This window comes from Vibrio chemaguriensis (assembly GCF_012275705.1).
In the GTDB taxonomy this organism is placed as follows: Bacteria; Pseudomonadota; Gammaproteobacteria; order Enterobacterales; family Vibrionaceae; genus Vibrio; species Vibrio diabolicus.
The window spans coordinates 1-25,381 of the sequence record NZ_SHOE01000035.1 but is presented as its reverse complement, the minus strand read 5'-3'; the positions used below and the strand labels follow the sequence as shown (position 1 = coordinate 25,381).

At 46.2% G+C, this 25,381-nt stretch carries 23 protein-coding genes; 12 read left to right on the top strand and 11 right to left on the bottom strand.

The annotated features are described in order from the left end of the window. Nucleotides 1-13 precede the first annotated feature (13 nt). A complete protein-coding gene (locus EX191_RS21420; RefSeq protein WP_006743068.1) occupies nucleotides 14-955 on the bottom strand; it encodes a LysR family transcriptional regulator in 942 nt (313 codons plus the stop codon). A gap of 140 nt (nucleotides 956-1,095) precedes the next feature. On the opposite strand from EX191_RS21420, the gene EX191_RS21415 reads away from it, so the two are divergent. Further along, nucleotides 1,096-2,256, top strand: coding sequence for a multidrug effflux MFS transporter (locus EX191_RS21415; protein ID WP_031780601.1), 1,161 nt, complete (start codon nucleotides 1,096-1,098; stop codon nucleotides 2,254-2,256). A gap of 91 nt (nucleotides 2,257-2,347) precedes the next feature. Beyond that, entirely contained in the window at nucleotides 2,348-2,632 is a 285-nt protein-coding gene (gene tsrA / locus EX191_RS21410; RefSeq protein ID WP_005397034.1) for an H-NS-like global regulator TsrA, read from the top strand. A 27-nt stretch (nucleotides 2,633-2,659) separates the two neighbouring features. On the opposite strand, the gene EX191_RS21405 is transcribed toward tsrA, so the two are convergent. From EX191_RS21405 to EX191_RS21390, 4 genes are all read right to left on the bottom strand, one after another. Beyond that, nucleotides 2,660-3,115: a DoxX family protein gene (locus EX191_RS21405; RefSeq protein WP_193448445.1), complete on the bottom strand. Its 456-nt coding sequence runs from the start codon at nucleotides 3,113-3,115 to the stop codon at nucleotides 2,660-2,662. A 10-nt stretch (nucleotides 3,116-3,125) separates the two neighbouring features. Further along, nucleotides 3,126-3,884, bottom strand: coding sequence for an HvfC/BufC N-terminal domain-containing protein (locus EX191_RS21400; protein ID WP_193448444.1), 759 nt, complete (start codon nucleotides 3,882-3,884; stop codon nucleotides 3,126-3,128). After that, entirely contained in the window at nucleotides 3,881-4,750 is an 870-nt protein-coding gene (gene bufB, locus EX191_RS21395) for an MNIO family bufferin maturase (RefSeq protein WP_046874566.1), read from the bottom strand. The genes EX191_RS21400 and bufB overlap by 4 nt, the downstream gene beginning before the upstream one ends. Nucleotides 4,751-4,832: 82 nt before the next feature. After that, nucleotides 4,833-5,093, bottom strand: a complete 261-nt coding sequence (locus EX191_RS21390) for a BufA1 family periplasmic bufferin-type metallophore (RefSeq protein ID WP_193448443.1) — start codon at nucleotides 5,091-5,093, stop codon at nucleotides 4,833-4,835. Between the two features lie 280 nt (nucleotides 5,094-5,373). Here EX191_RS21390 and uvrD point away from each other — a divergent pair, with 280 nt between their 5' ends. Continuing rightward, the gene (gene uvrD / locus EX191_RS21385) at nucleotides 5,374-7,548 is read left to right on the top strand and encodes a DNA helicase II (protein WP_005397027.1); all 2,175 of its coding nucleotides are present in this window, start codon (nucleotides 5,374-5,376) and stop codon (nucleotides 7,546-7,548) included. A gap of 760 nt (nucleotides 7,549-8,308) precedes the next feature. Here uvrD and ggt read toward each other — a convergent pair. The 4 genes from ggt to rarD form a co-directional block, all read right to left on the bottom strand. Then, nucleotides 8,309-10,075 (bottom strand): gamma-glutamyltransferase, encoded by a 1,767-nt coding sequence (gene ggt, locus EX191_RS21380; RefSeq protein WP_193448442.1) that lies wholly within the window; start codon nucleotides 10,073-10,075, stop codon nucleotides 8,309-8,311. 98 nt (nucleotides 10,076-10,173) lie between these two features. Continuing rightward, complete coding sequence (locus tag EX191_RS21375; protein ID WP_046874563.1) at nucleotides 10,174-10,845, bottom strand: LysE family translocator; 672 nt, start codon at nucleotides 10,843-10,845, stop codon at nucleotides 10,174-10,176. Between the two features lie 101 nt (nucleotides 10,846-10,946). After that, entirely contained in the window at nucleotides 10,947-11,744 is a 798-nt protein-coding gene (locus EX191_RS21370; protein ID WP_193448441.1) for an AraC family transcriptional regulator, read from the bottom strand. Nucleotides 11,745-11,819: 75 nt separating this feature from the next. Next, entirely contained in the window at nucleotides 11,820-12,737 is a 918-nt protein-coding gene (gene rarD, locus EX191_RS21365) for an EamA family transporter RarD (RefSeq protein ID WP_006743075.1), read from the bottom strand. Between the two features lie 174 nt (nucleotides 12,738-12,911). Between rarD and recQ the strand changes: the two genes are divergently transcribed. The 3 genes from recQ (at nucleotide 12,912) to EX191_RS21350 (ending at nucleotide 16,013) form a co-directional block, all read left to right on the top strand. Further along, nucleotides 12,912-14,747 (top strand): ATP-dependent DNA helicase RecQ, encoded by a 1,836-nt coding sequence (gene recQ, locus EX191_RS21360; protein WP_005397012.1) that lies wholly within the window; start codon nucleotides 12,912-12,914, stop codon nucleotides 14,745-14,747. Between the two features lie 9 nt (nucleotides 14,748-14,756). After that, entirely contained in the window at nucleotides 14,757-15,062 is a 306-nt protein-coding gene (locus EX191_RS21355) for a DUF3630 family protein (RefSeq protein ID WP_005397009.1), read from the top strand. 282 nt (nucleotides 15,063-15,344) lie between these two features. Then, nucleotides 15,345-16,013: a 7-cyano-7-deazaguanine/7-aminomethyl-7-deazaguanine transporter gene (locus EX191_RS21350; protein WP_005397008.1), complete on the top strand. Its 669-nt coding sequence runs from the start codon at nucleotides 15,345-15,347 to the stop codon at nucleotides 16,011-16,013. Between the two features lie 180 nt (nucleotides 16,014-16,193). Here the strand turns inward: EX191_RS21350 and gppA are convergent, their stop codons facing one another. Both gppA and rhlB read right to left on the bottom strand, forming a co-directional pair. Further along, entirely contained in the window at nucleotides 16,194-17,687 is a 1,494-nt protein-coding gene (gene gppA / locus EX191_RS21345) for a guanosine-5'-triphosphate,3'-diphosphate diphosphatase (RefSeq protein WP_046874560.1), read from the bottom strand. Nucleotides 17,688-17,706: 19 nt separating this feature from the next. Beyond that, nucleotides 17,707-19,026 carry an ATP-dependent RNA helicase RhlB gene (gene rhlB / locus EX191_RS21340; protein WP_005397003.1) on the bottom strand — a complete coding sequence of 440 codons (1,320 nt, stop codon included), beginning with the start codon at nucleotides 19,024-19,026 and terminating at the stop codon, nucleotides 17,707-17,709. Nucleotides 19,027-19,137: 111 nt separating this feature from the next. Between rhlB and trxA the strand changes: the two genes are divergently transcribed. The 6 genes from trxA to fre all read left to right on the top strand — a co-directional run bounded on the left by trxA (nucleotide 19,138) and on the right by fre (nucleotide 24,958). Then, nucleotides 19,138-19,464: a thioredoxin TrxA gene (gene trxA, locus EX191_RS21335; protein WP_004745500.1), complete on the top strand. Its 327-nt coding sequence runs from the start codon at nucleotides 19,138-19,140 to the stop codon at nucleotides 19,462-19,464. 196 nt (nucleotides 19,465-19,660) lie between these two features. Continuing rightward, nucleotides 19,661-20,920 (top strand): transcription termination factor Rho, encoded by a 1,260-nt coding sequence (gene rho, locus EX191_RS21330; protein WP_005378757.1) that lies wholly within the window; start codon nucleotides 19,661-19,663, stop codon nucleotides 20,918-20,920. Nucleotides 20,921-21,025: 105 nt separating this feature from the next. Further along, entirely contained in the window at nucleotides 21,026-22,018 is a 993-nt protein-coding gene (locus EX191_RS21325; protein ID WP_005398448.1) for a hypothetical protein, read from the top strand. Between the two features lie 92 nt (nucleotides 22,019-22,110). Beyond that, a complete protein-coding gene (gene ubiD / locus EX191_RS21320) occupies nucleotides 22,111-23,964 on the top strand; it encodes a 4-hydroxy-3-polyprenylbenzoate decarboxylase (RefSeq protein ID WP_193448440.1) in 1,854 nt (617 codons plus the stop codon). Next, nucleotides 23,961-24,230: a 2Fe-2S iron-sulfur cluster-binding protein gene (locus EX191_RS21315; RefSeq protein WP_053808977.1), complete on the top strand. Its 270-nt coding sequence runs from the start codon at nucleotides 23,961-23,963 to the stop codon at nucleotides 24,228-24,230. Before ubiD ends, EX191_RS21315 begins: the two co-directional genes overlap by 4 nt. A 14-nt stretch (nucleotides 24,231-24,244) precedes the next feature. Then, complete coding sequence (fre, locus tag EX191_RS21310) at nucleotides 24,245-24,958, top strand: NAD(P)H-flavin reductase (RefSeq protein WP_005398442.1); 714 nt, start codon at nucleotides 24,245-24,247, stop codon at nucleotides 24,956-24,958. The last annotated feature ends 423 nt before the right edge of the window (nucleotides 24,959-25,381 follow it).

Genomic DNA, 25,381 nt, shown 5'->3' with positions numbered 1-25,381 from the left:
GAGAGCGGTATTTTTATCTAAGGTGATCGGTTTTTTGTGTGATCATCGTACGTAGCCAACCCAATGCAGGGTCGTTTTCTCTGTCTCGGTGCCAGAATAAAGTGTAAGCCATAGGTGGAAATTCTAGTGGGAGTGGTAGTACGACCAAATCAAGCTGTTTAGCAGCGAGCTGCACAAAATGGCTTGGGGCGGTAAAAATAAAGTCAGTGTAGGAACATAAACTTGCGGCACTATTAAAGTCCGGAACGGTGACGGCAATATCGCGGTCGGCTCCAATATCGGCAAGGCGATAATCTAACAGCCAACGGTCGTTGCCGTCACAACGCACTTGTACGTGACGCAGGGCGAGATACGCTTCGAGGTTCCAAGGCTGTTTTAATGCTGGGTGATTTTTGCGAATAATACACATCTGGTGATCTCGATAAATTTCCAGTTCGCATATGTCATCGGGTGGCAGCAGAGTCAGCTTGGCATCATTAATATCGATATCTTTTCCAGTTAAGCCTAAGTCTAGCTCGCCACGTTGCAGCATTTTAAAAGTATTATCGGACCAAGGGTGAGTGCTGATCGTCACCCCAGGGGCTTGCTGAAAAATCGCCGGTAAGAAATGGGGTAGAATCAGAGGGTAAACACTTTCAACCGCTGCTATTTGAAAACGGTATTCGCTACTTTGTGGAGAGAACTCTTCTGGTTGAGTCAGTACTTCTAACTGGTTTATCAACAGATCCAGTTTAGGTTTAAGAAACAAAGCGCGCGGTGTTGGTGTTAATCCATGCGAGTTTCGGGTGAAAAGTGGGTCATCAAATTGGATGCGCAGTTTAGCCAGTGATTTGCTCACGGCAGACTGACTCAAGCACAGTCGGTGGGCGGCTCGGGTGACATTTAACTCTTCTATCAAAACTTTAAAACAGACCAATAGATTTAAATCGATACGAGCCAGTTTTTCGACGTTCACGGTGAATTTCCTCTAAGGAATAATGCTCATGATTATACATCATTTCCATTCATATCATCAGATGATTAAGCTCTATCCAAAGTTCTTTATCCAATTCGGAGTGTTGTGTGCCTAGCCAGTTTTCTAATAGTAAAAAACAGATGGCGTTATTGACCCTTTTGGTTCTTTTCAGTCCTCTTGCGATTGATATTTATCTACCTGCTTTACCTCTTATTGCTTCCACTTTTCAGGTCGATAATGCGCTAGCACAAGACACGATCACTTGGTTCTTATTTGCGATGGGTGTCGGGCAACTGTTTGCTGGCCCTTTGGCAGATAAACTCGGACGTCGAACTGTTGCATTGGGCGGTATCACTATCTATGCGATGAGCGCTTTATTGGCGTGGAGTGCTCAAAATATTGAATGGATGTTGGTTTCCCGACTGCTACAAGGCTTAGGTGCGTGTGCGACATCGGTAGCAGCCTTTGCAACAGTTCGCGATATCTTTGGCCCGGAAAAAAGCGGCAAAATGATCAGCTATCTTAACGGCGCGATTTGTTTTATTCCGGCATTAGCTCCAATTCTAGGTAGTTGGTTAACTCAGCAATTTGATTGGCGAGCTAACTTCAGCTTTATGGCTGGCTTTGCCGTTGTGTCCGGTTCATTGATGTTTTTCATGATGAAAGAGACCAACCCATCAACGGAAAAGCAAGCCGTGTTTAAGCTCAGCCGTTATTGGGCAGTGCTTAGTACGCCATCTTTTGTCTTCCATGCTTCACTGTGTTTAATGGCAATGGCGGTTATTCTCGCGTATGTCACCTCGGCGCCATCGGTATTGATGACGGGGATGGGGTTGTCGATGAATGAGTTCACCTTCTGGTTTGGTGTGAATGCGGTGATAAACATTGCGGCATGTATGTTGGCGCCTAAGTTTATGGAGCGCGTTGGCACGCACAACACCTTGGTTACGGGGATCTCGACTCTGGGCCTCGCAGGTGTGATCATGCTAGTGATGAATGGTCAGAATACCGCGCTTTCTTTTATGCTACCTATTTTCATGTCGTCAGTGGGTTTTGCATTCATTCTGGGTGCAGCGGCAGGGAAAGCATTGGAACCGTTTGGTGACAAAGCGGGTACGGCTGCGGCACTGCTTGGATTGTTCCAAATGAGTGGCTCTGGTTTGTTGGTTGGTACGTTGCAGCGTTTATCTTTGGAACCTCAGACACTGATCGCAATTCATATGTGGGTTCTATTGCCTGCGTTAGTGGTTCTGTTTACAAAAGCAGGTAAGAACTGGCATTCAAGCTTTGCGAAAGCGTAAATCAGTGTAATTTAGTATTTTCCAATGTAAGTAAGGCGTGTATATTTGTCGTTCAGACTTTTCCTGACACCATAACGGAACTCAAAAAGTAATGTCGTTAACCACGTATGAAATGGCTCGTATTCTAGAGCAAATGGAAGATTCACCAGAAAAGGTGATGTTTGGCAAGTTGCTTAATGAGCTGGGTAATCAAAGCTCCGAGCGTATTCGTAGTGCGGCTAAACAAGTACCTCTGCCAATTTTGCGTGATATCGTGTACCAATTCCAGCAAGTGATTGAGTCGCGCAAAGGTGAACAAGTTGAGCTGTTGGCAAAAGATCTTGCTCAACAGGGCATCTCAGCTGATGAGCTTCTTGCTTACTTAAATAAACAATAAAAAGTCCCCGCCACTGCGGGGATTTTTTTATCGCGTCAACTTGTTCTTTATAACATGGTCAATAGAGATAACTCCCGGTCCCCATACGATGACCACTAAAATCATGAATCCCCACAATTGATGGTCATAGAACCCTTTTTCCCACAATACCGGGTAAGAGATGACCGCGATGATATTGAACACAAACAGAATCGCAGCTATCGGGCGGGTAATTAATCCCAACGCTAAAAATACTGGCAGAATTAACTCGGCAGCCGTTCCCATGTAGGCCGCTAACTCCCAAGGCAAAAGTGGCACTTGGTATTCCAATTCGAATAGATACAGCGTGCTATCCCAAGAAGAAACTTTGATTAACCCTGAATTGAAGAACACCCATGCAACCCACAAGCGACAAAAGAGAAGTAGTAAAGGGACAAAGCCAGCTTGTAAGGTATTGATCAAGTCGTCGTACCGATTGACTAAGTTTTTAACCGTATTCGTCATAGAGTGCTCCTTAGATTGATTTCAATGTAAAGCCGTCAACGAGATCGAGTGCCATGATGCTATTAAGGTGAACGAGCAAAGCTTCGGGTATTTCGCTCAAACTCTGCTTCCGCTCTAAACATTGCAGCAGTTGAAAAACATCGGTATCGAGTGCGTGACATTGAGCTTCTCCATTGGCTTGAATCGATATGACACCTCGCTGTAATTGATTGATATTGAGCTGTTCAAAATCTTGGTGTTGAATCGTATGAAAGAGATCAAATACGGCGTAGTTTGAGTCAAAGCTGCGACTGCCAGTGCGCAAATGAAACACCAATTGAGGTTGTTGTTCTTCCGTCACTTGGGCAAGTGCAGATAAAGGGATTCGATTTGGTTTTTCGACTTTCTCATTCTGTATTTGTCGAGCTAAGTCCATATGCCATTCAAACCTTGCGACTTCAGGAGTGTACTGGGCTTGGGTCATGACCTGACTAAACTGCATAATCGTATCTTGAAAGCCCACACCATAATGTACGACATTACCTTCTGCTAAGGGGTGAGAAAGTACGTGTTGGCGAGCAATTTGATCGAAGCACTCTTTTCCAACTAAGGCTTCAACCATTGGGTAGGTTGCTGCCAATACCTCACTCAAGCTGATGATAAAGTTATTGCGGTAAATCTGTATGCGTTCATCTGCGGTAAACTTGTCACTCACAATGTCGCATTCTTCACCGAGCGCTTGATAATGTAGGGCTTTAGCAAATTGACTCTGCAAGGTCGCAAGATTCATGACGCTTTCCTTTTGCTCTTTTGGTCAATTAAATGATTTTTCTGCAATAGTGAGGATGCTTTTTCTGCTTCGCCAAGGAGGATTTCTGGTGCAGGAATATCCAAATCCCATTCAATCAGCGTATGGCGAGGGCCGTGTTTTTGTGTCCAACTAACGAACAGCTGCCATACTTCATCACTGACGGGACGGCTATGGGTATCAATCCAAATCTCACCTTTATCCAATGTCTTAATAGTAAAACCTGCCAAATGAATCTCGTCGACTTTGTCGGCTGGAATCGCATCTAGGTATGTGTCGCAATCAAAACCGTGATTGAAGGCGGAAACATATACGTTATTTAAGTCGAGTAATAAACGACAGTCGGTGCGCTTTTGCACTTCGGTAAGAAAATCCCATTCGCTGATGGTTGAATGGTGAAACTTCACATAACTAGATGGGTTCTCAATTAAGATTTCACGTTGTAGATATTCTTGCACTTCAAGCACGTTACGAGTGAAGACTTGCAGCGCTTCTTCCGTGTAAGGCAAGGGAAGTAGATCATTGAAGTAGTGACCACCATTTTCACTCCAGCTTAAATGGTCAGAGACGAAGAGCGGGTCAATTGTATTTATCAATGCTTTTAGTTGCGCTAAATGTTTCGTATTCACACGTTCCACCGAGCCCAGCGATAAACCAATACCGTGGCAACTGATGTGGTAGTGCTCGCGTAATGCTTGTAGTTGATGGCGCTCTACTGAGTTGGGCTGAAAGTAGTTCTCGCTGTGGATTTCTAGCCACGACAGCTCAGGTTTGTGTTGGCTAAAATAATCGAGATGAGGGGAACGTAATCCGACGCCAGCAAGAGGATGGAAAGAGTGATGTTTCACGTGAAACTCCTTTTCTGATTGGCGAGTAACTGGGGGCGTTGGTTAAAGTGCAACGCGCCCCACAGAAACTTGTGATGTTGAGTTATGAGCCGCTGGTGCTACCGCCAGCCAATTTGTCACACAATCCTTTAGGAACGACAACAAAAGCATCTTTTTGGTTGTCTTCTTTAGAGGTGCCCGCGCAAGAGCTGTTTTTCGTTGCGCAGTCATTTTTACCGGCTTTCGCCACGCCATAACACTTTTCTTTTTCTGCTGCGACAGCAGGGGCTGCGGTGAGCATGGTGCCACTAAGAGCAAGAAGGCCAGTAACAGCAGCAGTAACAACAAGATTCGATTTTTTCATCATAATTTCCTCTGAGTGATTTCCTTTTACTTTCATTCGGCAAGTCGATTCGCCGTTTGGCGTACAACCTTTATCCACTTGCTTAAATTAAAAGATAGAGATGAGGCAGAAAAACTTTCATAAAAATAACTCTCGCGAATGGTTTTGGGGTGATTACCTTCGTTAACTCTTTGAATGAAAGATTAAAAAAACAACGAATTTTTTATCAAGTTTTGTCTAAACAGCACCCAGCTGTTTAGGTTATAATCGGTTTTTATGTATAAATAACCAGTAGCTCATCATGATGGATCCATCTCTATTACTCGACGGTCTAAACGATAAACAGCGTGAAGCCGTTGCAGCTCCTCTAGAAAACTTACTTGTCCTTGCTGGTGCAGGGAGTGGTAAGACTCGCGTTCTTGTTCACCGTATCGCTTGGCTTATGTCAGTCGAGCAAGCTTCTCCTTTCTCGATCATGTCGGTCACCTTCACCAATAAAGCGGCAGCAGAAATGCGTGGTCGTATTGAAGAGTTGATGATGGGCAGTGCATCTGGCATGTGGAATGGGACTTTCCACGGTATCTGTCACCGCATTTTGCGTGCACACTATCTTGATGCCAAGCTACCGGAAGATTTCCAAATCATAGACAGCGATGATCAGCAGCGCTTGTTAAAGCGTTTGATCAAAGCGCAAAACTTGGATGAAAAGCAGTGGCCTGCACGCCAAGTTTCATGGTGGATTAATGGTAAGAAGGACGAAGGATTACGCCCATCGCATATCGACGCTTATCACGATCCAGTGACCAAAACTTATTTGCAGCTGTATACCGCTTACCAAGAAGCGTGTGATCGTGCTGGCTTAGTGGACTTTGCGGAAATTTTGCTGCGCGCGCATGAGCTACTGCGTGACAACAAGTTTGTGCGTGAACACTACCAAGCACGCTTTAAGCATATCTTGGTTGACGAATTCCAAGACACCAACAACATTCAATACGCTTGGCTACGCATGATGGCTGGCCCAGATTGTCACGTGATGATTGTAGGTGACGACGACCAGTCAATTTATGGTTGGCGCGGTGCAAAAGTCGAGAACATTGAGAAGTTCACGCTGGAGTTTCCGAGCGTGAACACCATCCGTCTCGAACAAAACTATCGTTCGACGAAGACGATTCTTGAAGCGTCCAATACCTTGATTGCGAACAACACTGAACGCATGGGTAAAGAGCTGTGGACGGATGGCAATGTGGGCGAGCCGATCTCGGTTTACAGCGCTTATAACGAGCTTGATGAAGCGCGCTTTGCGGTCAATAAAATCAAAGAGTGGCAAGAGAATGGCGGCGCATTGAATGATGCTGCGATGCTGTATCGCAACAACGCGCAATCTCGTGTTTTGGAAGAAGCATTAATTCAGGCAGGCTTACCGTACCGTATTTACGGAGGCATGCGATTCTTCGAGCGTCAAGAAATCAGAGATGCGTTGAGCTACTTGCGTTTGATGGCGAACCGCAATGATGATGCCGCGTTTGAACGTGTCGTGAATACCCCAACCCGTGGTCTGGGTGATAAGACGCTTGAGACTATCCGTCGTGCAGCTCGTGATAGAGGGTGCACCATGTGGGAAGCCAGTCTGGCAATGCTCGATGAGCAAGTATTAACGGGTCGAGCAGCTGGCGCGTTAAGTCGTTTTGTCGAATTAATCACCGCGCTGGAAGACGATACACTAGAAATGCCATTGCACGAGCAAACGGACCACGTGATCAAGTACTCGGGTTTGTTTGCGATGTATGAGCAAGAGAAGGGCGAAAAGTCTAAAGCTCGCATAGAAAACTTGGAGGAGCTGGTTACCGCCACTCGCCAATTCGAAAAACCAGAAGAAGCGGAAGAAATGTCTCTGCTGACGGCATTTTTAACACATGCGGCTCTAGAAGCGGGCGAAGGTCAGGCGGACGAATTTGAAGATGCAGTCCAACTGATGACGCTGCATAGTGCGAAAGGTTTGGAATTCCCATTGGTATTCATGGTCGGTGTGGAAGAAGGTATGTTCCCAAGCCAGATGTCCGCTGAAGAGGCAGGGCGTTTGGAAGAAGAGCGCCGTCTGTGTTATGTGGGCATGACGCGCGCGATGCAAAAGCTCTACATTACTTACGCGGAAATGCGTCGCCTATATGGCCAGGACAAATACCACAAACCATCGCGCTTTATTCGTGAATTACCAGAAACGTGTTTGGATGAAGTGCGCATGAAGGCGCAAGTGAGTCGCCCTTCAAGTAGTGGACGTTTTAGCCAAACCGCAGTAAAAGAAAACTTCAATGAGACTGGTTTTTCACTAGGTTCTCGTGTGATGCATCCGAAATTTGGTGAAGGAACGATCATCAACTTTGAGGGCAGTGGCCCACAAAGCCGAGTGCAGATTGCTTTCAACGGTGAAGGCATTAAATGGTTAGTCACCGCTTACGCGAGACTGGAGAAGCTGTAGGGCTTTTGTGAAAAAATGAACATAAGAGCTGCTTCGGTGGCTCTTTCTGTTTTGGCTGTTTTGAATCAACAAAATGCTGAAAGATAGGGAGCTAAATGACGCTATTCGAAAAGGCTCTTAGTCTAAATCGCTTATCTTTAGACAAAGAAAAACCCCGAGGGCTTACGCCCGTCGGGGTTATAGTCTTACTCGCAGCAATCCAGCTACTAAAAGTGCTCCATGCATCAAATCCTTGATAGCGTGCTGCATTCCTTCAGCTTAATCCTTTCGTCGCCTTCCTAGCGGTGTCCTTGACCTTATCCTGGTCTGCTAACCATCCTCGTTAGCTCTCATCACTTGTTCCCTGAGCGGTGTCCATGACATCATCCTGATGTTCAGTCCTTTCCTCGTCCAGAGGTGTCCATTTCCCGTCCTTAGTAGCAACCGTCCTAGTTGCTATTGATTCCGTTCAATGTCCAGTTTTGCAATCCATGCCCGACTATTCATCCTGAATACCCGTTTCTTCTTCCTGAAGTTCACCAAATCCGTGGTGTTTCCTGTTCCGTGTCAGCATCCTCCCGACAAGGTTCATATTACGCTCTTCACGATTCTCAACAATGGTCGAAGCCCACATTTTTCTCAATTAAAAGCGTTTGAAAAATAAACATGTTTATATTATTCAATATCTTATGGTTATTTGTGGGCTGTTTTACCATTAAAAAAGAGAGGTTTGCTCCACTCCTTGTGAGAGATCTCGCACAAGGAGTCGAGCAAAACAGGCCTATTTGCCGATTGCTGCTCCTTCTCGACGAGGATCTGCGGCACCTTCTAGTCCATCTTTTGTTATGCGTATCGCATGCAGTCCAGAATTCAAATCACGAACATTGGTTTTAAAGCCCATCTTCTCCAGCTCTGGCTGTAAGCCTTCTGCAGCGGTACCTTGCTCAATATCTAAGGTGCCAAAACGGTCGAGTAATCGTGGTTGATTGATTGCTTGTTGGATATTCATATCCCATTGCGTGTGGGCAATGATGGTTTGCGCCACGTAACCGATGATTCGACTGCCACCCGGAGAACCTATCGCCATGTAAGGTTTGTTATCTTTCATCATAATGGTCGGGGCCATTGAAGATCGTGGACGCTTGCCTGGTTCTATGCGGTTGGCGATTGGGATTCCGTCGTTATGAGTACGGAAAGAAAAATCGGTCAGTTCATTATTGAGCAAGAAGCCACGCACCATTAAGCGCGAGCCAAACGCATTCTCAATGGTGGTCGTCATGGAAACCACATTGCCTTGCTTATCGACGATATTGAAATGGCTGGTGGAAGGGAGTTCAATGGACTCGTCCATGCTTAAGTTCATTGCGTGCGACCACGGAGGATTGCCCGCTTCAACTTTGCTTAGTGCTTTGCCGACTTGGATCAGCTCTGCTCGCTGCTGGAGGTAGCTTTTATCGAGCAAGCCTTGAGTTGGCATCGGTACGTAATCTTGGTCTGCCATGTATTTACCACGGTCAGCAAACGCTAGACGCGATGCATCGGCGAGTACTTGCCAAGATTTAATGCTGTTAGCCCCCCAGCCTTTGAGATCGTACTGTTCAGTGATCGCCAAAATCTGACCAATGGTGAGCGCGCCAGAGCTTGGTGGTCCCATGCCGCAAATGTCATAGCTTTGGTATGCTGCACAAACCGGCTCACGTTGTCTGATTTGGTAGGTATCAAAGTCGGGTTGGGCTAATACACCGGGGTTACCTGGCGCGTTTTGTACCGTCTCGATAATGTCTCTGGCGATATCCCCATGGTAGAAGGCTTGGGCGCCTTGCTTAGCAATAGCACTCAGCGTTTGTGCGTATTCAGGGTTTTTTAATAGCGTACCTTCGGTTTTTGGCGAGCCATCCGAGTTAAAGAAATAGGCTTTTGTGACTGGAAAGCGTGATAAACGCTCGGCGTCTTTTTCTATCAAGCTTGCTAGGCGAGGACTGACTTTGAATCCTTGCTCCGCAAGCGAGATAACAGGTTGAATGATCTTTTTCCATTCCAGCTTGCCGTATTTCTGGTGGGTATCCCACAATAGTTTCACGGTGCCTGGTGTTGCGACAGAGCGTCCACCAACCACGGCATCGTAGAATTGCAATGGTTGACCGTTCTCATCTAAAAATAGCTTTGGCGTTACGGCGAGGGGGGCGGTTTCACGCCCGTCGTAAGTGGTCAGTTTTTGCTTTTCGCTATCCCAATACACTAAGAACGCACCGCCACCAATACCTGATGACTGGGGTTCAACTAAGCCAAGCATCAATTGCACCGCGACCATGGCATCTATCGCATTCCCGCCTTGCTCAAGTACGTCTGCACCCGCTTGAGTCGCCAGTGGGTTAGCAGCGGTAACCATATAATCTTTAGCTTTGACCAGCTGCTTTTGCTCAATGCCAGTGCTGTGCTCTGGTGCGACCGAATCTGCAGCTTGGTTAGCGAAGGCTTGTCCAGTGAAGGTGAAAGGGGAAGTAAGAAAAAGACCCGAGAGTACGAGTCGGTTAAATGTCCATTGCATGATGACTCTCCATGTTGCCAACTAAGGTTATTCAGCTTGGCAGCCACGGAGATAGTCGTCGAGTTTCCTATTAAAGAAATGTCGAGTGTGCGACGCTTTTAAATCAGAGAGTTATCGAGAAAGGAGCGGAAGGTTTGCACTAAAATACTGCTGCCAACTAGGGTAAATACCACACCACATAAACCATCTATATAAATGCCGGCTTGCTGCAATCTTGTTTGCAAGCGCTGCGTTGACAGCATCCATGCAAGGCTAGAAAACCAGAGTAGCGACAAACCAAACAAAATCACCAGAGCAATTCCTTTTCCTGTCACCGACATGCCCACTGGGACAAGGCTCGACATTAAACTCACAAAAAATACTAAGGCTTTGGGGTTGAGAATATTGGTTGCGAACCCCTTGGTAAACGCCTGACGTTTATTACCGATCACAAGGTTACTGTTTTTGCTTGGCTGATCAGAAAGTGGGTTTTTGATCGTCGCGATCACGCCGCGCAGTGCACCGATACCCAAATACAACAGATAGCTGCCCCCAAGCAATTGTAAGACGGAGTAGAGCAGAGGATGCTGGTGAACTAAATAGCTCACCCCCGTTAGGCTGAATAAAGAATGCAGCAAAATACCGACTGATAAGCCAAGCGCAATGTATAAGCCAGTTTGACGGCCATGACGGGTGGCATTTTGTACCACAAGCGCAAAATCCGGACCTGGGCTCATTAAGGCAATGAAGTGGATACTGGCAAGCGTTAAAAGGATAGTCGATTCATTCATAACACATCTCAAAACATAGTGGATATGAGCTATTGTCGTGATTCTTATTCGGTAGTGCTTGTAAAAAACTAGCAGTACTGAATACCACAGCGTATGAGGTATTAGCGTGCCACTTGTGAAGGCGAGACGCCATAGGTTTGTTTAAACGCTTTACTAAAGTGGGCCTGATCATAAAAGCCCACTTGATAGGCGACGTCCGTACCACACCATCCTGCTTGGAGTAGTTTCATTCCTTGTTCTAATCGCAAGCGAGCAAACCAAGCGTAGGGAGTCATACCCGTTTGCGCTTTGAAATGGCGTTGAAATTGCGTGGGGCTCAGTTGGCAGAGCTCTGATAGTGCATCTAAACGAACCGTTTGGTCGAGATTCGCCATTAAGTAATCTTTTAAGGTATGCAAAGACTGTTTCCCAAGAGGGACCACTTTTTGCCTCGCGAGTGATCCGTAGCGATCAAAAAGTTGATTAAATCCTTCAAAAGGAAGGCAATCTTTGGTGAGTTGGCTGAGGTTATCGCGGCGAAGAAGAGCATGCAAGTTACTAAGTTGTGAAAATATCTGTGGATCTGAGATGATCAATTCATTAAAGCGGATTATTTGACCATTTTTACTAAGATCGGCAAGATCGCTGAGTAGGCGCGGCTCGATCGCAAATACATTCACTTCATAGCCACTTTCGAGCTTAGAGTGCCCATCGTGCAGTTCATCTGGCGGCATAATTACGATTTGCCCATGACCCACTTGATGGCTACAGCCTTGATATTGGAACTTTTGCGTGCCATGCGTGATTAGACCGAGGTGAAAATCCAGATGATAGTGCCTTTGAAAAGCAAACTTCTGGTATTTCGCCTCGATCAGGCTCAGCTGATCATGGTCGGTTGCGTAGTATTGAATCTGTTCCATTACATACAAAAAAAAGCTTGGTCACATTGTGACCAAGCTTATCTGGCAATTTCTAACTTGTCTTGTAAAAAACGATCACTGTGGCTGAACGATTCGGCGTGAGCGACGGTTGTTGCGCAGTCCATCAAAGCTAAATACGACTAGCGCTCCCCAAATAAAAGCAAAGGTAATCGCTTTATCCATGGTAAAGGGTTCGCCATACATCAGTACTGCCAGTAAGAACATCAAGCTTGGGCCGATGTACTGGAAAAAGCCTAACGTTGATAATTTGAGTCTTGTTGCCGCACCCGTAAAACAAAGCAGGGGCAGTGTGGTAATCACACCTGCTGCAATCAACAAGCTATTTAATGCTAACGGGTTAGTGAGCATATTCGACGTTGGGGTTTCTGCAATAAACAGCAGATACACGGCGGCGACAGGCAGAAGGAGTAATGTTTCGATAAACAATCCTGTTTTTGCATCGACACTGACTTTCTTCCTTAAGAGGCCATAGAAGCCGAAACTCATTGCTAACGCCATCGCAACAACGGGCACGGAGCCGAATACAATCAATTGGACCAGTACACCACAGCCCGCTAATACGACAGCAAACCATTGCAACTTACGAAGTCGCTCTCCCAAAAAGACCATGCCGAGCAAGACATTGATTAATGGGTTAATGTAATAGCCTAAGCTCGCGTCAAGCATATGATTGGAATTGACCGCCCAGATGAAAATCAGCCAGTTTCCGCCAATTAATACAGAACTTGCGATCAGGTAAGCGATCTTCGTTTTGTCTTTCGCGATGTAGTAAACCGAGCGCCAGTGACGGCCAAAGTGAAGGAGTGCGGCAAGCAAAAAGAAAGACCAAATCACCCGGTGGCTCAGAATTTCCAAAGGGGATACTTGTGCGATGGATTTAAAATACATCGGCGCAATGCCCCACATGGTATAGGCACCAATCGCCAGCAAGATACCTTGCCGAGCGCGTTGTTGTTCGTCTTCTGGTGTCATGAGGTGTCACCTAATTGTGTGTTTATAGAGCAGAAAATCAGTATACGAGTCGTGATGCGAAACACCTAGCAATTTGCGGTTTTATTCACCACGAAACCCCATTACAATGTGCCCTCACTTTGTGTGCCTGGGCATGCAAAAGCATTTCTACGATCACTCAATCTGAGATTATTCATGACCTCAACCTTGCTAGCCGAACAATCAGATACGCCTGTAACGCCTCAACGTGTGTTGGAGGAAGTCTTCGGTTACCAGACGTTTCGTGATGGTCAGCAAGAAGTTATTGAAGCCGCTATCGAAGGCAAAGACAGCTTAGTCATCATGCCGACGGGTGGTGGTAAATCTCTCTGTTACCAAATTCCGGCGTTAGTGCGCTCAGGGATTACTTTGGTGATTTCACCGCTAATTTCATTGATGAAAGACCAAGTTGATCAACTGAAAGCCAATGGTGTAGCAGCGGAATGCGTGAACTCGACCATGAATCGAGAAGAGCTACTGAGTGTGTATAATCGCATGCACTCTGGTCAGCTTAAGCTAGTGTATGTTTCGCCAGAGCGCGTGTTAATGCGTGACTTTATTGAGCGCTTAGAAAACTTACCCTTATCTATGATCGCCGTGGATGAAGCACATTGTATCTCTCAGTGGGGACATGATTTTCGCCCAGAATACGCGGCGTTAGGTCAGTTAAAGCAACACTTTTCGCATGTGCCCTTTATGGCACTCACAGCCACCGCCGATGATGCGACGCGTCGTGATATTCTAGAACGCTTACGCTTACATGAACCTCAGGTGTATCTAGGAAGCTTTGATCGTCCCAACATTCGTTACACCTTGGTGGAAAAGCACAAACCGGTTTCTCAAATCATTCGCTATCTAGCCACCCAGAAGGGAAGCTGCGGCATTATTTACTGCGGCAGTCGTAAGAAAGTTGAAATGGTGACCGAGAAGCTATGCAACAACCATATCCGCGCTGCTGGTTATCATGCAGGGATGGATACGGAAGAGCGAGCTTACGTTCAGGAAGCTTTTCAACGTGATGACATTCAAATCGTCGTTGCGACGGTTGCATTCGGTATGGGTATCAATAAGCCAAACGTGCGCTTTGTCGTGCATTTTGATATTCCACGTAACATCGAGTCCTATTATCAGGAAACCGGTCGAGCAGGGCGAGATGGCCTGCCTGCCGAAGCGATGATGCTATACGACCCAGCAGACATCAGTTGGTTGCGTCGTATGTTGGATGAAAAAGATGATGGACCGCAGAAGCAGGTAGAAAGCCACAAACTCAATGCGATGAGTGCTTTTGCGGAAGCGCAAACCTGTCGTCGTCAGGTACTGCTCAACTATTTTGGAGAGTATCGCGAAAAGCCGTGTGGTAACTGCGATATCTGCCTGGACCCACCAAAACACTTTGATGCGACCGAAGAAGCGCGCAAAGCGTTGTCGTGTGTTTACCGCGTTAACCAAAGTTTTGGTATGACGTATGTGGTTGAGGTGCTGCGTGGGATGCAAAACATTCGTGTGCGCGAACACGGCCACGATAAAATTTCGACTTACGGCATTGGTCGTGATCACAGCCATGATTACTGGGTGAGTATCTTCCGCCAGCTAATTCATAAAGGGCTGCTATTTCAAAACATCACTCGTAACTCGACATTGCAATTAACAGAAGAAGCACGCCCTTTACTACGTGGTGATGTGTCTTTAGAACTTGCAGTTCCACGTTTAGATACCGCAGCACGTGCCGCGAAGTCGGATAAACTGACCAGCAAAAACTACGACAAGAAGTTGTTTGCCAAATTACGTAAGCTACGTAAGTCGATCGCCGATGAAGACGGTTTGCCACCATACGTGGTATTCAGTGATGCGACCTTGATTGATATGGCAGAAATGCTGCCAACGTCATACGGCGAAATGTTAGCGGTTAGTGGCGTTGGTCAACGTAAACTAGAAAAATACGCCGATCCATTCTTGGATCTGATCCAAGAACACATTACTCACCACGGATAAGGAATCCATATGCACAAGGAATTTGGTCTCGCTGATTACATTGTTGAAGAAGGGCGTCTTATTATTACCGCTCCAAGCTTCGACCTCGATACTTTTCCGGCACTGGGTGAGCGTTTGGTGGGATTATTATCTGCGTCTGTGGTAGAAAAACAGTGGGATGCGGATATTCACTCTTGGTTGATCGATTTTGAAGGCTGCCGCTTATTTATGAAAGCGGAGCACTACAGCGAAGCGATTTGGTTTGAAGCGCTAACAATAGAAGAGAGTAGGGAAGAGCTCGACTATTTAGCCGGATTGTTCCAACGCGGCTTCTAAATTCAAGTTATCTATTCTTTAAAGGGTGTTTCACATGAAACCCCCTTTCTTATTTTTGCATCAAAGAGCTTGGTTTTGACGTGATGTTCGAGAAGAAACGTTTGCGTATAAAACACCGCTTGTGAGTAAAATTGGTTAATGTATAATCGCCCACCGCTTTACTCTGAATGAGTTAAGTTAGTTTAATCGTCATTTTTTACATTGTTGGTAAGAGTGCTTTTCTCTGTAGAAAGCGCTCGATTTGGGTTCCCTCGCCCCCAAACCAAACTAAAAAGGTATCGCATGAGTAACTTTACCCCTGCGCAGCAGCGCAACGCCCTTATCTATCTGGTTTTATTTCATCTAGTCATTATTGCATCCAGCAATTACCTAGTTCAGCTACCGTTTACTATCTTTGGCTTACATACCACCTGGGGTGCATTCACCTTCCCATTTATTTTCCTTGCGACGGATTTAACCGTACGTATTTTCGGTGCTCAGTTGGCGCGTAAGATCATTTTCTTAGTAATGTTGCCTGCTTTGGCTGTCTCTTACTTCTTATCGGTGGTGTTCTTCGAGGGGCAGTTCCAAGGTTTTGGTCACTTAGGGGAATTTAACTTATTCGTTGCTCGTATCGCGATTGCTAGCTTCATGGCGTATCTACTTGGTCAGATTATGGATGTGCACGTGTTCAACCGCCTACGTCAAATGAAACAGTGGTGGGTGGCCCCAACGTGTTCAACGCTTTTTGGTAATGCACTGGATACCATCGCCTTCTTCGCGATTGCGTTCTACCAAAGTCCAGATCCATTTATGGCGGAACATTGGACGGAAATCGCGCTGGTGGACTACGGCTTTAAGTTAGTGATTAGTCTTGGTCTGTTTGTGCCTATGTACGGCGTACTACTGAATTACTTAATTAAGAAGCTAACGGCAGTGAACCCTAACTTTAAAGTCACTACGACGGCATAGTTTTCATCAGTTAATAGCAACAAGGCCGCTTTTAATAGCGGCTTTGTTGTTTCTAAAGCAAATGTACAGCGAAATGAGTATTTAGATCATTGGTGTCTCAAAACTCTATGAGTTGTACATAGGATAATAACGGGTATTAAAAAGGCTCCAGAAGGAGCCTTTGTCATGGGATAACAACCATTAATCAGAGGTAATCGTTAATGGCCAACCGATATCAGTTTGACGGTTGGATTCGATTTCTAGCTCAGCTGCGGTCAACGGGTTGGCCGCTAGCCACTGTGCATCAATGTTTAAGGTTAGGTTGTCACCTTCAGCCGTTAATACGACGTTTGGCTCTAAGTTTTGGTTGCGACGGTGAGTCAACAACACCGCTAAGCGCAACAACCGCAGTACGCGCTTGGCACTTGAGCCTGATAACGCGTGTTGCTCAGGCAGTGAGGTGAGTTGTTCTCGATAACGACGGGCAATCTCACCAATAAAGAACTTCTGCGCGCGAGTGTAGCCAGGTAAATCCAAATTCTGGAGTAGGTAAGCACTGTGCTCACCGCCTTTTTTGAAATCGATCGTTAAGCCGATTTCATGCAGCTTTGCGGCGGTTTCAAGCAATATTTTGCCTTGAGGTTCCGTAATCCACTCATCGCCGCCGGCTTGCTCCAACAGTTTGCTTGCCAGTGTCGCAACTTGTTCACCGTATTGGTGATCGAGCTGATAACGATTTTGTACGCTGGCAATTGTGCGAGCACGGATGTCTTCTTGACGTAGCTCTTCAACCATCTCGTAGACTAAGCCTTCACGTAGTGCGCCGCCCGCGAGTGTCATCGCGTCGATTTCCAGTAATTCAAAAACGGCAATCAAAATAGATAGGCCGCTAGGGAACACTAACGCACGTTCAAGCGTTAAGCCTTCAATGTCGAGCTCTTCTAAATGATCGGCTAACATGGCTTGCTTCTGCAGGCGTTTCAATTTGGAGTGAGTGATTACTTCGTCCATACCTTGCGCTAGCATTATTTCTTGCAATGCCTGAACGGTGCCTGATGCGCCAACGCACACATCCCAACCGATTTCTGTATAGCGCTCTAGAATTGGCTGGATAGTCTGCTTCGCGCCTTCAATTGCTGCGTCAAAGTTACGCGCATTCAACTGGCGATCTTTAAAGAAGTTTTCCAGCCAAGTCACACAACCCATTTTTAAACTGGTCAGTGCTTTGGCTTCGAAACCTTCACCGATGATGAGTTCTGTACTTGCACCACCAATATCGACCACAAGACGGCGACCGCTGCCTCCAGAAGTGTGTGCGACACCTTTATAGATAGTGGCCGCTTCTTCTTCACCGGAGATAACGTCGATTGGTTGACCAAGAATCTGGTTCGCTTTCTCCAGAAACACATCTACATTCGTGGCGGTACGTAAAGTGGCTGTGCCTACAATACGAATGTTTTGTTTAGGAATATCCTGCAAGCGTTCCGCAAATAGACTTAAGCAGTCCCATCCTCGCTGCATAGCTTCCATACTAAGAGAATTATGTTCATCTAGGCCCGCTGCTAGACGAACCTTGCGCTTAATTTTAGCCATTGTTTGAACGCTGCCATCGATATGACGCACAACGAGCATGTGAAAACTGTTCGACCCGAGGTCGATGGCGGCGTATAGCGGCGATGATCCTGCTTGACTCATAAACGAACTCAGTTTCCTTTTACGATTGTTTTGGTGCCGATTGACGCGGTTGGCGCGGACGACGTCCTTGCGGCTTGCGGTTACCTGAACCTGAACGAGTACCGCCAGTATTCGTACGACGCTGTTGGTTGCGTGGCGCACGCATACGAATTGGCGCTGGCAGATCTTGGATCAGCGCTGACGAATCGTATTCTGAAACTGGGATAGTGTGCTCAATGTATTCTTCGATTGCAGGCAGGTTAATTGCGTACTCTTCACAAGCAAAACTGATCGAGTGGCCGCTTGCCCCAGCACGACCTGTACGGCCAATACGGTGAACGTAATCTTCACAGTCGTCAGGAAGGTCGTAGTTGAAAACGTGCGTCACTTGAGGAATGTGCAGACCACGCGCAGCAACGTCAGTTGCAACAAGAATGTCGACATCACCTTTGGTGAATTGCTCAAGAATCTTTTCACGTTTCTTCTGCGGTACATCACCAGTAAGAAGACCGACACGGTGTCCATCGGCGGCCAAGTGACCCCAAACCGATTCACACTTGTGTTTCGTGTTCGCAAAAATGATGGCGCGATCTGGCCATTCTTCTTCAATCAAAGTTTGAAGGAGGGCCATTTTATCTTCGTTAGAAGGGTAGAAAAGTTCTTCCTGAATGCGGTGACCAGTTTTCTGTTCTGGCTCTACCACAACATGCTCAGGAGTGTTCATGTGCTCAAATGCCAGTTCTTGAACACGGTAAGAAAGCGTCGCTGAGAACAGCATGTTCAAACGCTCTTTTGGTTCAGGCATACGACGGAACAAGAAGCGAATGTCTTTAATAAAGCCAAGATCGAACATGCGGTCGGCTTCATCCAGAACAACGGCTTGAATGTTGTTAAGGTTGAATACGCGCTGTTTGTAGAAATCGATGATACGACCTGTCGTACCAATCAGAATATCGACACCATCTTGCAGCTTATTCAATTGCTTATCGTAGCTTTCACCACCGTAAGCCAAAGCGGTTTTTAGACCAGTGCTCTCAGTTAATGCTTCTGCATCATTGTAAATCTGAATAGCAAGCTCACGTGTTGGCGCCATAATGATTGCGCGTGGCTGCGTAGGTTTACGACCTTCATGCTCCGGTGTCGTCAGAAGGTGGTTGAATGTAGCAGTAAGAAACGCGAGCGTTTTACCAGTACCCGTTTGGGCCTGGCCTGCGATGTCTTGGCCGGTGAGCAGGACCGGCAACGCCAAGGCTTGGATAGGGGTACAAAATTCGAACCCTTTTTTGTCCAATCCTTCAATAACTTGGGGCTTTAAGCCCAAATCGGCGAACTTTTGCTCTGTGATATGCGTCTTTTTCATGGCTATAGAATATCAGCTAAAGCTTGCAATACGAAAGTAAATACATTCCAATAGGGCATCTAATTACTGGTTATCATCCAACCAGTTTCGAAAAACACATTGGAGTGGAAGATGAGTGATAAGATTTTGCAGCTAACTGATGACGGTTTTGAAAACGATGTAATCAACGCTGCAGGCCCAGTTCTAGTGGATTTCTGGGCAGAATGGTGTGGTCCTTGTAAAATGATCGCTCCTATTCTGGACGAAATCGCAGACGAGTACGAAGGCAAACTCACTATCGGTAAACTAAACATCGACCATAACGCAGGTACACCACCTAAGTTTGGTATTCGCGGCATTCCAACGCTACTGCTATTCAAAGACGGCAACGTAGCGGCAACGAAAGTTGGTGCTCTGTCTAAAACTCAACTAAAAGAGTTTTTGGACGCAAACTTATAATCACCAAGTGATTACAGATAAAACCGTGCAAAGTAACAACGCACGGTTTTGTTTTTCTAACTCTGGACTAGAATACTAATTAGTGCTAACTTATCGCGCGTTAATTGAACAAATTTCTCTTCTTGGTCGATCCTGAGACCAAATCCATCTTAACTAGAAAACAGATCTTATTTTGACTAAACAAGAATCCACCACCATGAACCTTACCGAACTGAAGAACAGACCTGTGTCTGACCTTGTAAAACTGGGCGAAAGCTTAGGATTAGAGAACCTAGCTCGCTTAAGAAAACAAGACATCATCTTCGCGATTTTAAAAGCGCACGCTAAAGGCGGCGAAGACATCTTTGGCGATGGGGTTCTGGAAATTCTGCAAGACGGCTTTGGTTTCCTACGCAGTGCAGATAGTTCATACCTTGCGGGTCCGGACGATATCTACGTATCACCAAGTCAGATTCGTCGCTTTAACCTACGTACCGGTGACTCTATCGCTGGTAAAATTCGTCCACCAAAAGACGGTGAACGCTACTTTGCCCTTCTAAAAGTCAATACCGTTAACGACGACAAACCAGACAACGCTCGTAACAAGATCCTATTTGAAAACCTTACCCCTCTACATGCAAATGAACGCATGGTAATGGAGCGTGGTAACGGTTCTACAGAAGACATCACAGCACGTGTTTTAGATTTGGCATCGCCTATCGGTAAAGGTCAACGTGGTCTGATTGTTGCTCCGCCAAAAGCGGGTAAGACAATGCTTCTGCAAAATATTGCTCAAAGCATCGCATACAACCACCCTGAGTGTGAGTTGATGGTACTTCTTATCGACGAACGTCCAGAAGAAGTAACAGAGATGCAGCGTCTAGTTAAAGGTGAAGTAGTCGCGTCGACTTTCGATGAGCCAGCATCTCGTCACGTACAAGTAGCGGAAATGGTAATCGAGAAAGCAAAACGTCTTGTTGAACACAAGAAAGACGTGGTTATCCTGCTTGACTCTATCACTCGTCTCGCTCGTGCTTACAACACCGTAGTACCTTCATCAGGTAAAGTACTGACAGGTGGTGTGGATGCAAACGCACTACACCGTCCTAAGCGTTTCTTTGGTGCGGCACGTAATGTTGAAGAGGGCGGTAGCCTAACGATCATCGCAACGGCACTAGTAGATACTGGTTCTAAGATGGATGAAGTTATCTACGAAGAGTTCAAGGGTACAGGTAACATGGAACTGCACTTGAACCGTAAGATTGCTGAGAAGCGTGTATTCCCTGCGATTGACTTCAACCGTTCAGGTACACGTCGTGAAGAGCTACTGACGAAGACTGATGAACTACAGAAAATGTGGATTCTGCGTAAGATCGTTCACCCAATGGGCGAAATCGACGCAATGGAGTTCCTCATTGATAAGCTAGCGATGACGAAGACCAACGATGAGTTCTTCGATGCGATGCGTCGTCAGTAATAGCTGAGTCCTTATTCTAAAAAAGCCACCGTTAACGGTGGCTTTTTTGTTGCTTTCTCCCGATGGAAGCATCAGAATGAGGACAAATGTTATCGGGAGGTTAACATGCAACAAGGAATGTTGTCGTCATTACTCCTGAGCTTGTCACTTATCACACTACCCGCGACGTTATCTGCCAAGGAAATGCAGGAGTCTGTAGTAGAACAGTGGCTTCAGGATACTCAAATACAGGCTAAAGTCTCTGAACTGCTTGATTACGTTGTCAGGGATGAGGTCGACTCGCTTAAATTTGCCCTTGATCGACTAGCTTTACCTCAACAAGAGGTCGTGCGTTTTCGGTTATTGGAAAAGCTTGAGAAGCAAGATGTCATTCTCACGCCTAGAATGGCTCTGTTTGTTGAGTCTCAGATCCGTATGACTCCTACTTATCAGGTTCTAGAGCGAGGGGACGGGTATGAGTTTAGTGTGCCTGCCTTTAACTTTCCTGCCATTGCGAGCCGCTTGATTAAGCGTTGGAAGCAAGACCAAAGTACCTTGGACTTTGTACTACAAGCTGAGCGAAAAGAGCTCGACTTAAAGCAATGGCTTACAGGGCAATCTCAACAAGCTCAGGCGCGTGAAGCACTTTTGATTCGAGAGTTGGACAGCTTATCACCGCATGCGCTTGCCGCATTAACCACTCAGTTAACCAAAGCGAATGTGACCAGTTGGCTACCATCGACAGCCGTGATCGTGAGATTAGCGCAAGTAAGTCAAGATGAGGAAGTGTACAACTTACTCTGGCGGATGAGAGCGGATTACAACAGCCAGTCCGAACTCGAGCGTTTAGCTACGGTTGGGGACGTTTTTTCAATTCAGCAATTGATGAACTCCACCGTCAATCCGTCACTCAAACCAGAAGCCATTAGTCTACTCACAAAATCCAACCCTTTATCTCCGCAAGTGAAACAGTTTCTAGTGAGCAAAATGGCACTATCGGAAGAAGCTACAATGGTCGCTCGAGAGCTGGCGCAGCAAGGGCATCAAACCTGGTTGGAAGAGTTAGTCTCTAACAACCATCAAGTGAAGACCCGGCAGATAGAGCAAGTATTAAAGTAATCTGGCTCACATACCCACACAAAATAGGAGGATCTTAGCGTCCTCCTATTTGTTATACTGCGGACAGTTTAATCAGCCAGTCATGAAGGCCTATGAGTTTTAAGGATTTACGCGAATTTATCGACCACCTAGAACAGAAAGGTCGACTTAAACGCATTGCTCACCCTGTCGATCCCGCTTACGAAATGACAGAAATCAGTGACCGCACCTTGCGTGCTGGTGGCCCTGCACTGTTGTTTGAGAACCCAATTGGCTACGACGTACCTGTTTTGACCAACCTATTTGGTACACCAGAGCGTGTCGCGATTGGTATGGGACGTGAAGACGTTAAAGAATTAAGAGAAGTCGGTAAGCTGCTGGCTTATTTGAAAGAACCTGAGCCACCAAAAGGCTTCAAAGACGCATTGGAAAAATTGCCAGTGTTCAAGCAAGTATTGAACATGCCAGCCAAGCGCCTACGTAAAGCGGCGTGCCAAGAGGTTGTTTGGCAGGGGGACGAAGTCGATTTGGATAAAGTCCCGGTAATGAGTTGTTGGGCAGAAGATGTTGCGCCACTGCTAACCTGGGGCTTAACCGTGACCAAAGGTCCGAATAAGAAACGTCAGAACCTAGGCATTTACCGCCAACAGAAAATCGCCAAGAACAAAATCATCATGCGTTGGTTAGCTCATCGCGGTGGTGCGCTTGACCTACGTGATTGGATGGAAACCAATCCAGGTAAACCTTTTCCGGTTTCGGTTGCGTTTGGTGCAGACCCCGCAACCATTCTTGGCGCAGTAACGCCAGTGCCAGATACGCTATCGGAATACGCGTTTGCAGGTTTGCTGCGTGGCAGCAAAACTGAAGTCGTGAAGTCAGTTAGTAATGATTTGGAAGTGCCAGCGAGCGCTGAAATCGTGATGGAAGGCTATATCGACCCGAACGAGTTTGCTGATGAAGGTCCTTATGGCGATCACACTGGCTACTACAACGAAAAAGAAAAGCACCACGTGTTTACCATTACGCACATTACTATGCGTAAAGACCCTATTTATCACAGCACCTACACAGGCCGTCCGCCAGATGAACCAGCTGTATTGGGTGTGGCATTAAACGAAGTGTTTGTGCCGATTCTGCAGAAACAATTCCCAGAGATTGAAGACTTCTATCTACCGCCAGAAGGTTGTTCGTACCGAATGGCAGTCGTCACCATGAAGAAGCAGTACCCAGGACATGCCAAGCGCGTAATGATGGGCGTGTGGTCTTTCTTACGTCAATTCATGTACACCAAGTTTGTTATTGTGTGCGATGAATCGGTAAACGCGCGAGATTGGAATGATGTCGTCAAAGCCATGTCAGAGCATATGGATCCTGTACGTGATACCTTGATGATAGACAACACGCCAATCGACTCGCTCGACTTTGCTTCGCCAGTGGTTGGGCTTGGCTCTAAGATGGGCTTGGATGCGACCATTAAATGGGATGCTGAACTCGCGACACGAACCAAGGTTACTGAGCGTGACAATAAAGCGATTAACGAAGCGGATCTGGATGCATTAAAACAGCAACGCCCTGAGATTGTTGACGTCTATCTTCCAGTTACAGCAAACAACCAATTTGCTGTCGTGACTATGAAGAAAGACCAAGCTGGTCAATCCCAACAATTGATGGAATATCTATGGGGCTTCTTTGCTCAGTACACGGATAACAAATTCATCATTTTGTGCGACGATGACGTTAATGCACGAGATTGGAATGACATCATTTGGGCTGTGACAACTCGAATGGACCCAGATAGAGACACCATTCAAGTGCGTGGTAAGACTGAGTGTTCATCCAAATTAGGATTGGATGCGACCAACAAGTTCGAATCTGAAGTCACGCGCGAGTGGGGTACGCCTATCAAAAAAGATCCTAAACTTGTGGCTAAAGTCGATGAGATTTGGGACCAGTTAGGTATTCTATGAGTCATCAAGTCCACCTTCTACCAATGGACGTTACGTTTCCAGTAAAAGAAGGGGAGACGGTGTTGGAAGCTGCGCTCAACAACAATATTCGCTTCCCACACCGTTGCCAAGTTGGCGCTTGCGCCATGTGCATGTGTAAAAAGCTAACGGGCGAGGTGAGCTACCACCTCGAACCTATGCTAACCGAAAAAGAGCAACAGCAAGGTTGGATATTCCCTTGCCAAGCCTATACAGAAAGTAATTTAGTGCTTACTTTTGACGAGTAAGCGAGAGGAACACCATGACCATCCAATGTAAAGTAAAGTCTATTCAGCCGTTAGCTTGTAATACTTACCAAATCCTTCTTCATCCAGAATCACCAGTGCCTTTTAAAGCGGGTCAGTACCTAATGGTGGTGATGGGTGAAAAAGACAAACGTCCTTTCTCTATCGCGAGCAGCCCTTGCCGTCATGAAGGTGAACTTGAACTGCATATCGGTGCGGCGGAACACAACGCTTACGCTCAAGAAGTTGTCGAAGCAATGCAAGCGGCGCTTGAAACTGATGGTCAGATTGAAATTGATGCCCCGCATGGTGACGCTTGGGTTCAAGAAGAAAGTGAACGTCCACTATTATTAATTGCTGGTGGTACAGGTTTTAGTTACGTGCGCTCGATTCTGGATCACTGCGTAGCGCAGAACAAAACCAACCCTATCTATCTATATTGGGGCGCGCGCGATAACTGCCAACTTTATGCAAAAGAAGAACTGGTCGAGATCGCCGATAAGTTTACTAACGTTCACTTTGTTCCAGTAGTAGAAGAAGCACCTGCTGATTGGCAAGGTAAGGTTGGTAACGTGCTACAAGCGGTGAGTGAAGATTTCGAAAGCTTAGAAAACTACGATATCTATATTGCAGGTCGCTTCGAAATGGCTGGTGCAGCACGTGAACAGTTCACTCAGAACAAGAAAGCGAAGAGCGAACGTATGTTCGCAGACGCGTACGCATTCATTTAAATACGGCTTATGAGGCAGAAAAAGAGGGTTTTTTACCCTCTTTTTTGCTTTTTTGATGAAATAGTCATCGAACAGTCGGTTTTTTCCATTTTTTTCCAAAAAAGGGTTGCGAACGGATCTGAGTTCCCTATAATGCGCATCCACCGACACGGCAGACGCGATAAGGCTTCAGCAGGGTCGGAGAGGTAAAAAGCTTCTACGAAAATAAAATTGAAAAAGTGTTTGACACTGTCAATTAAATCGCTAGAATGCACCTCCGCTTTGAGAGAAAAACTTCTCGCAAAGCAAGCTCTTTAACAATATAGACCTATCAATCTGTGTGGGCACTCGTTGATGATAATCCAATTAGATACCTCGGTATCAAATTAGGTTTCAATGAAACGAAGTGACCATTGAATCGAAAGATTCAGCACAGTCAATTCA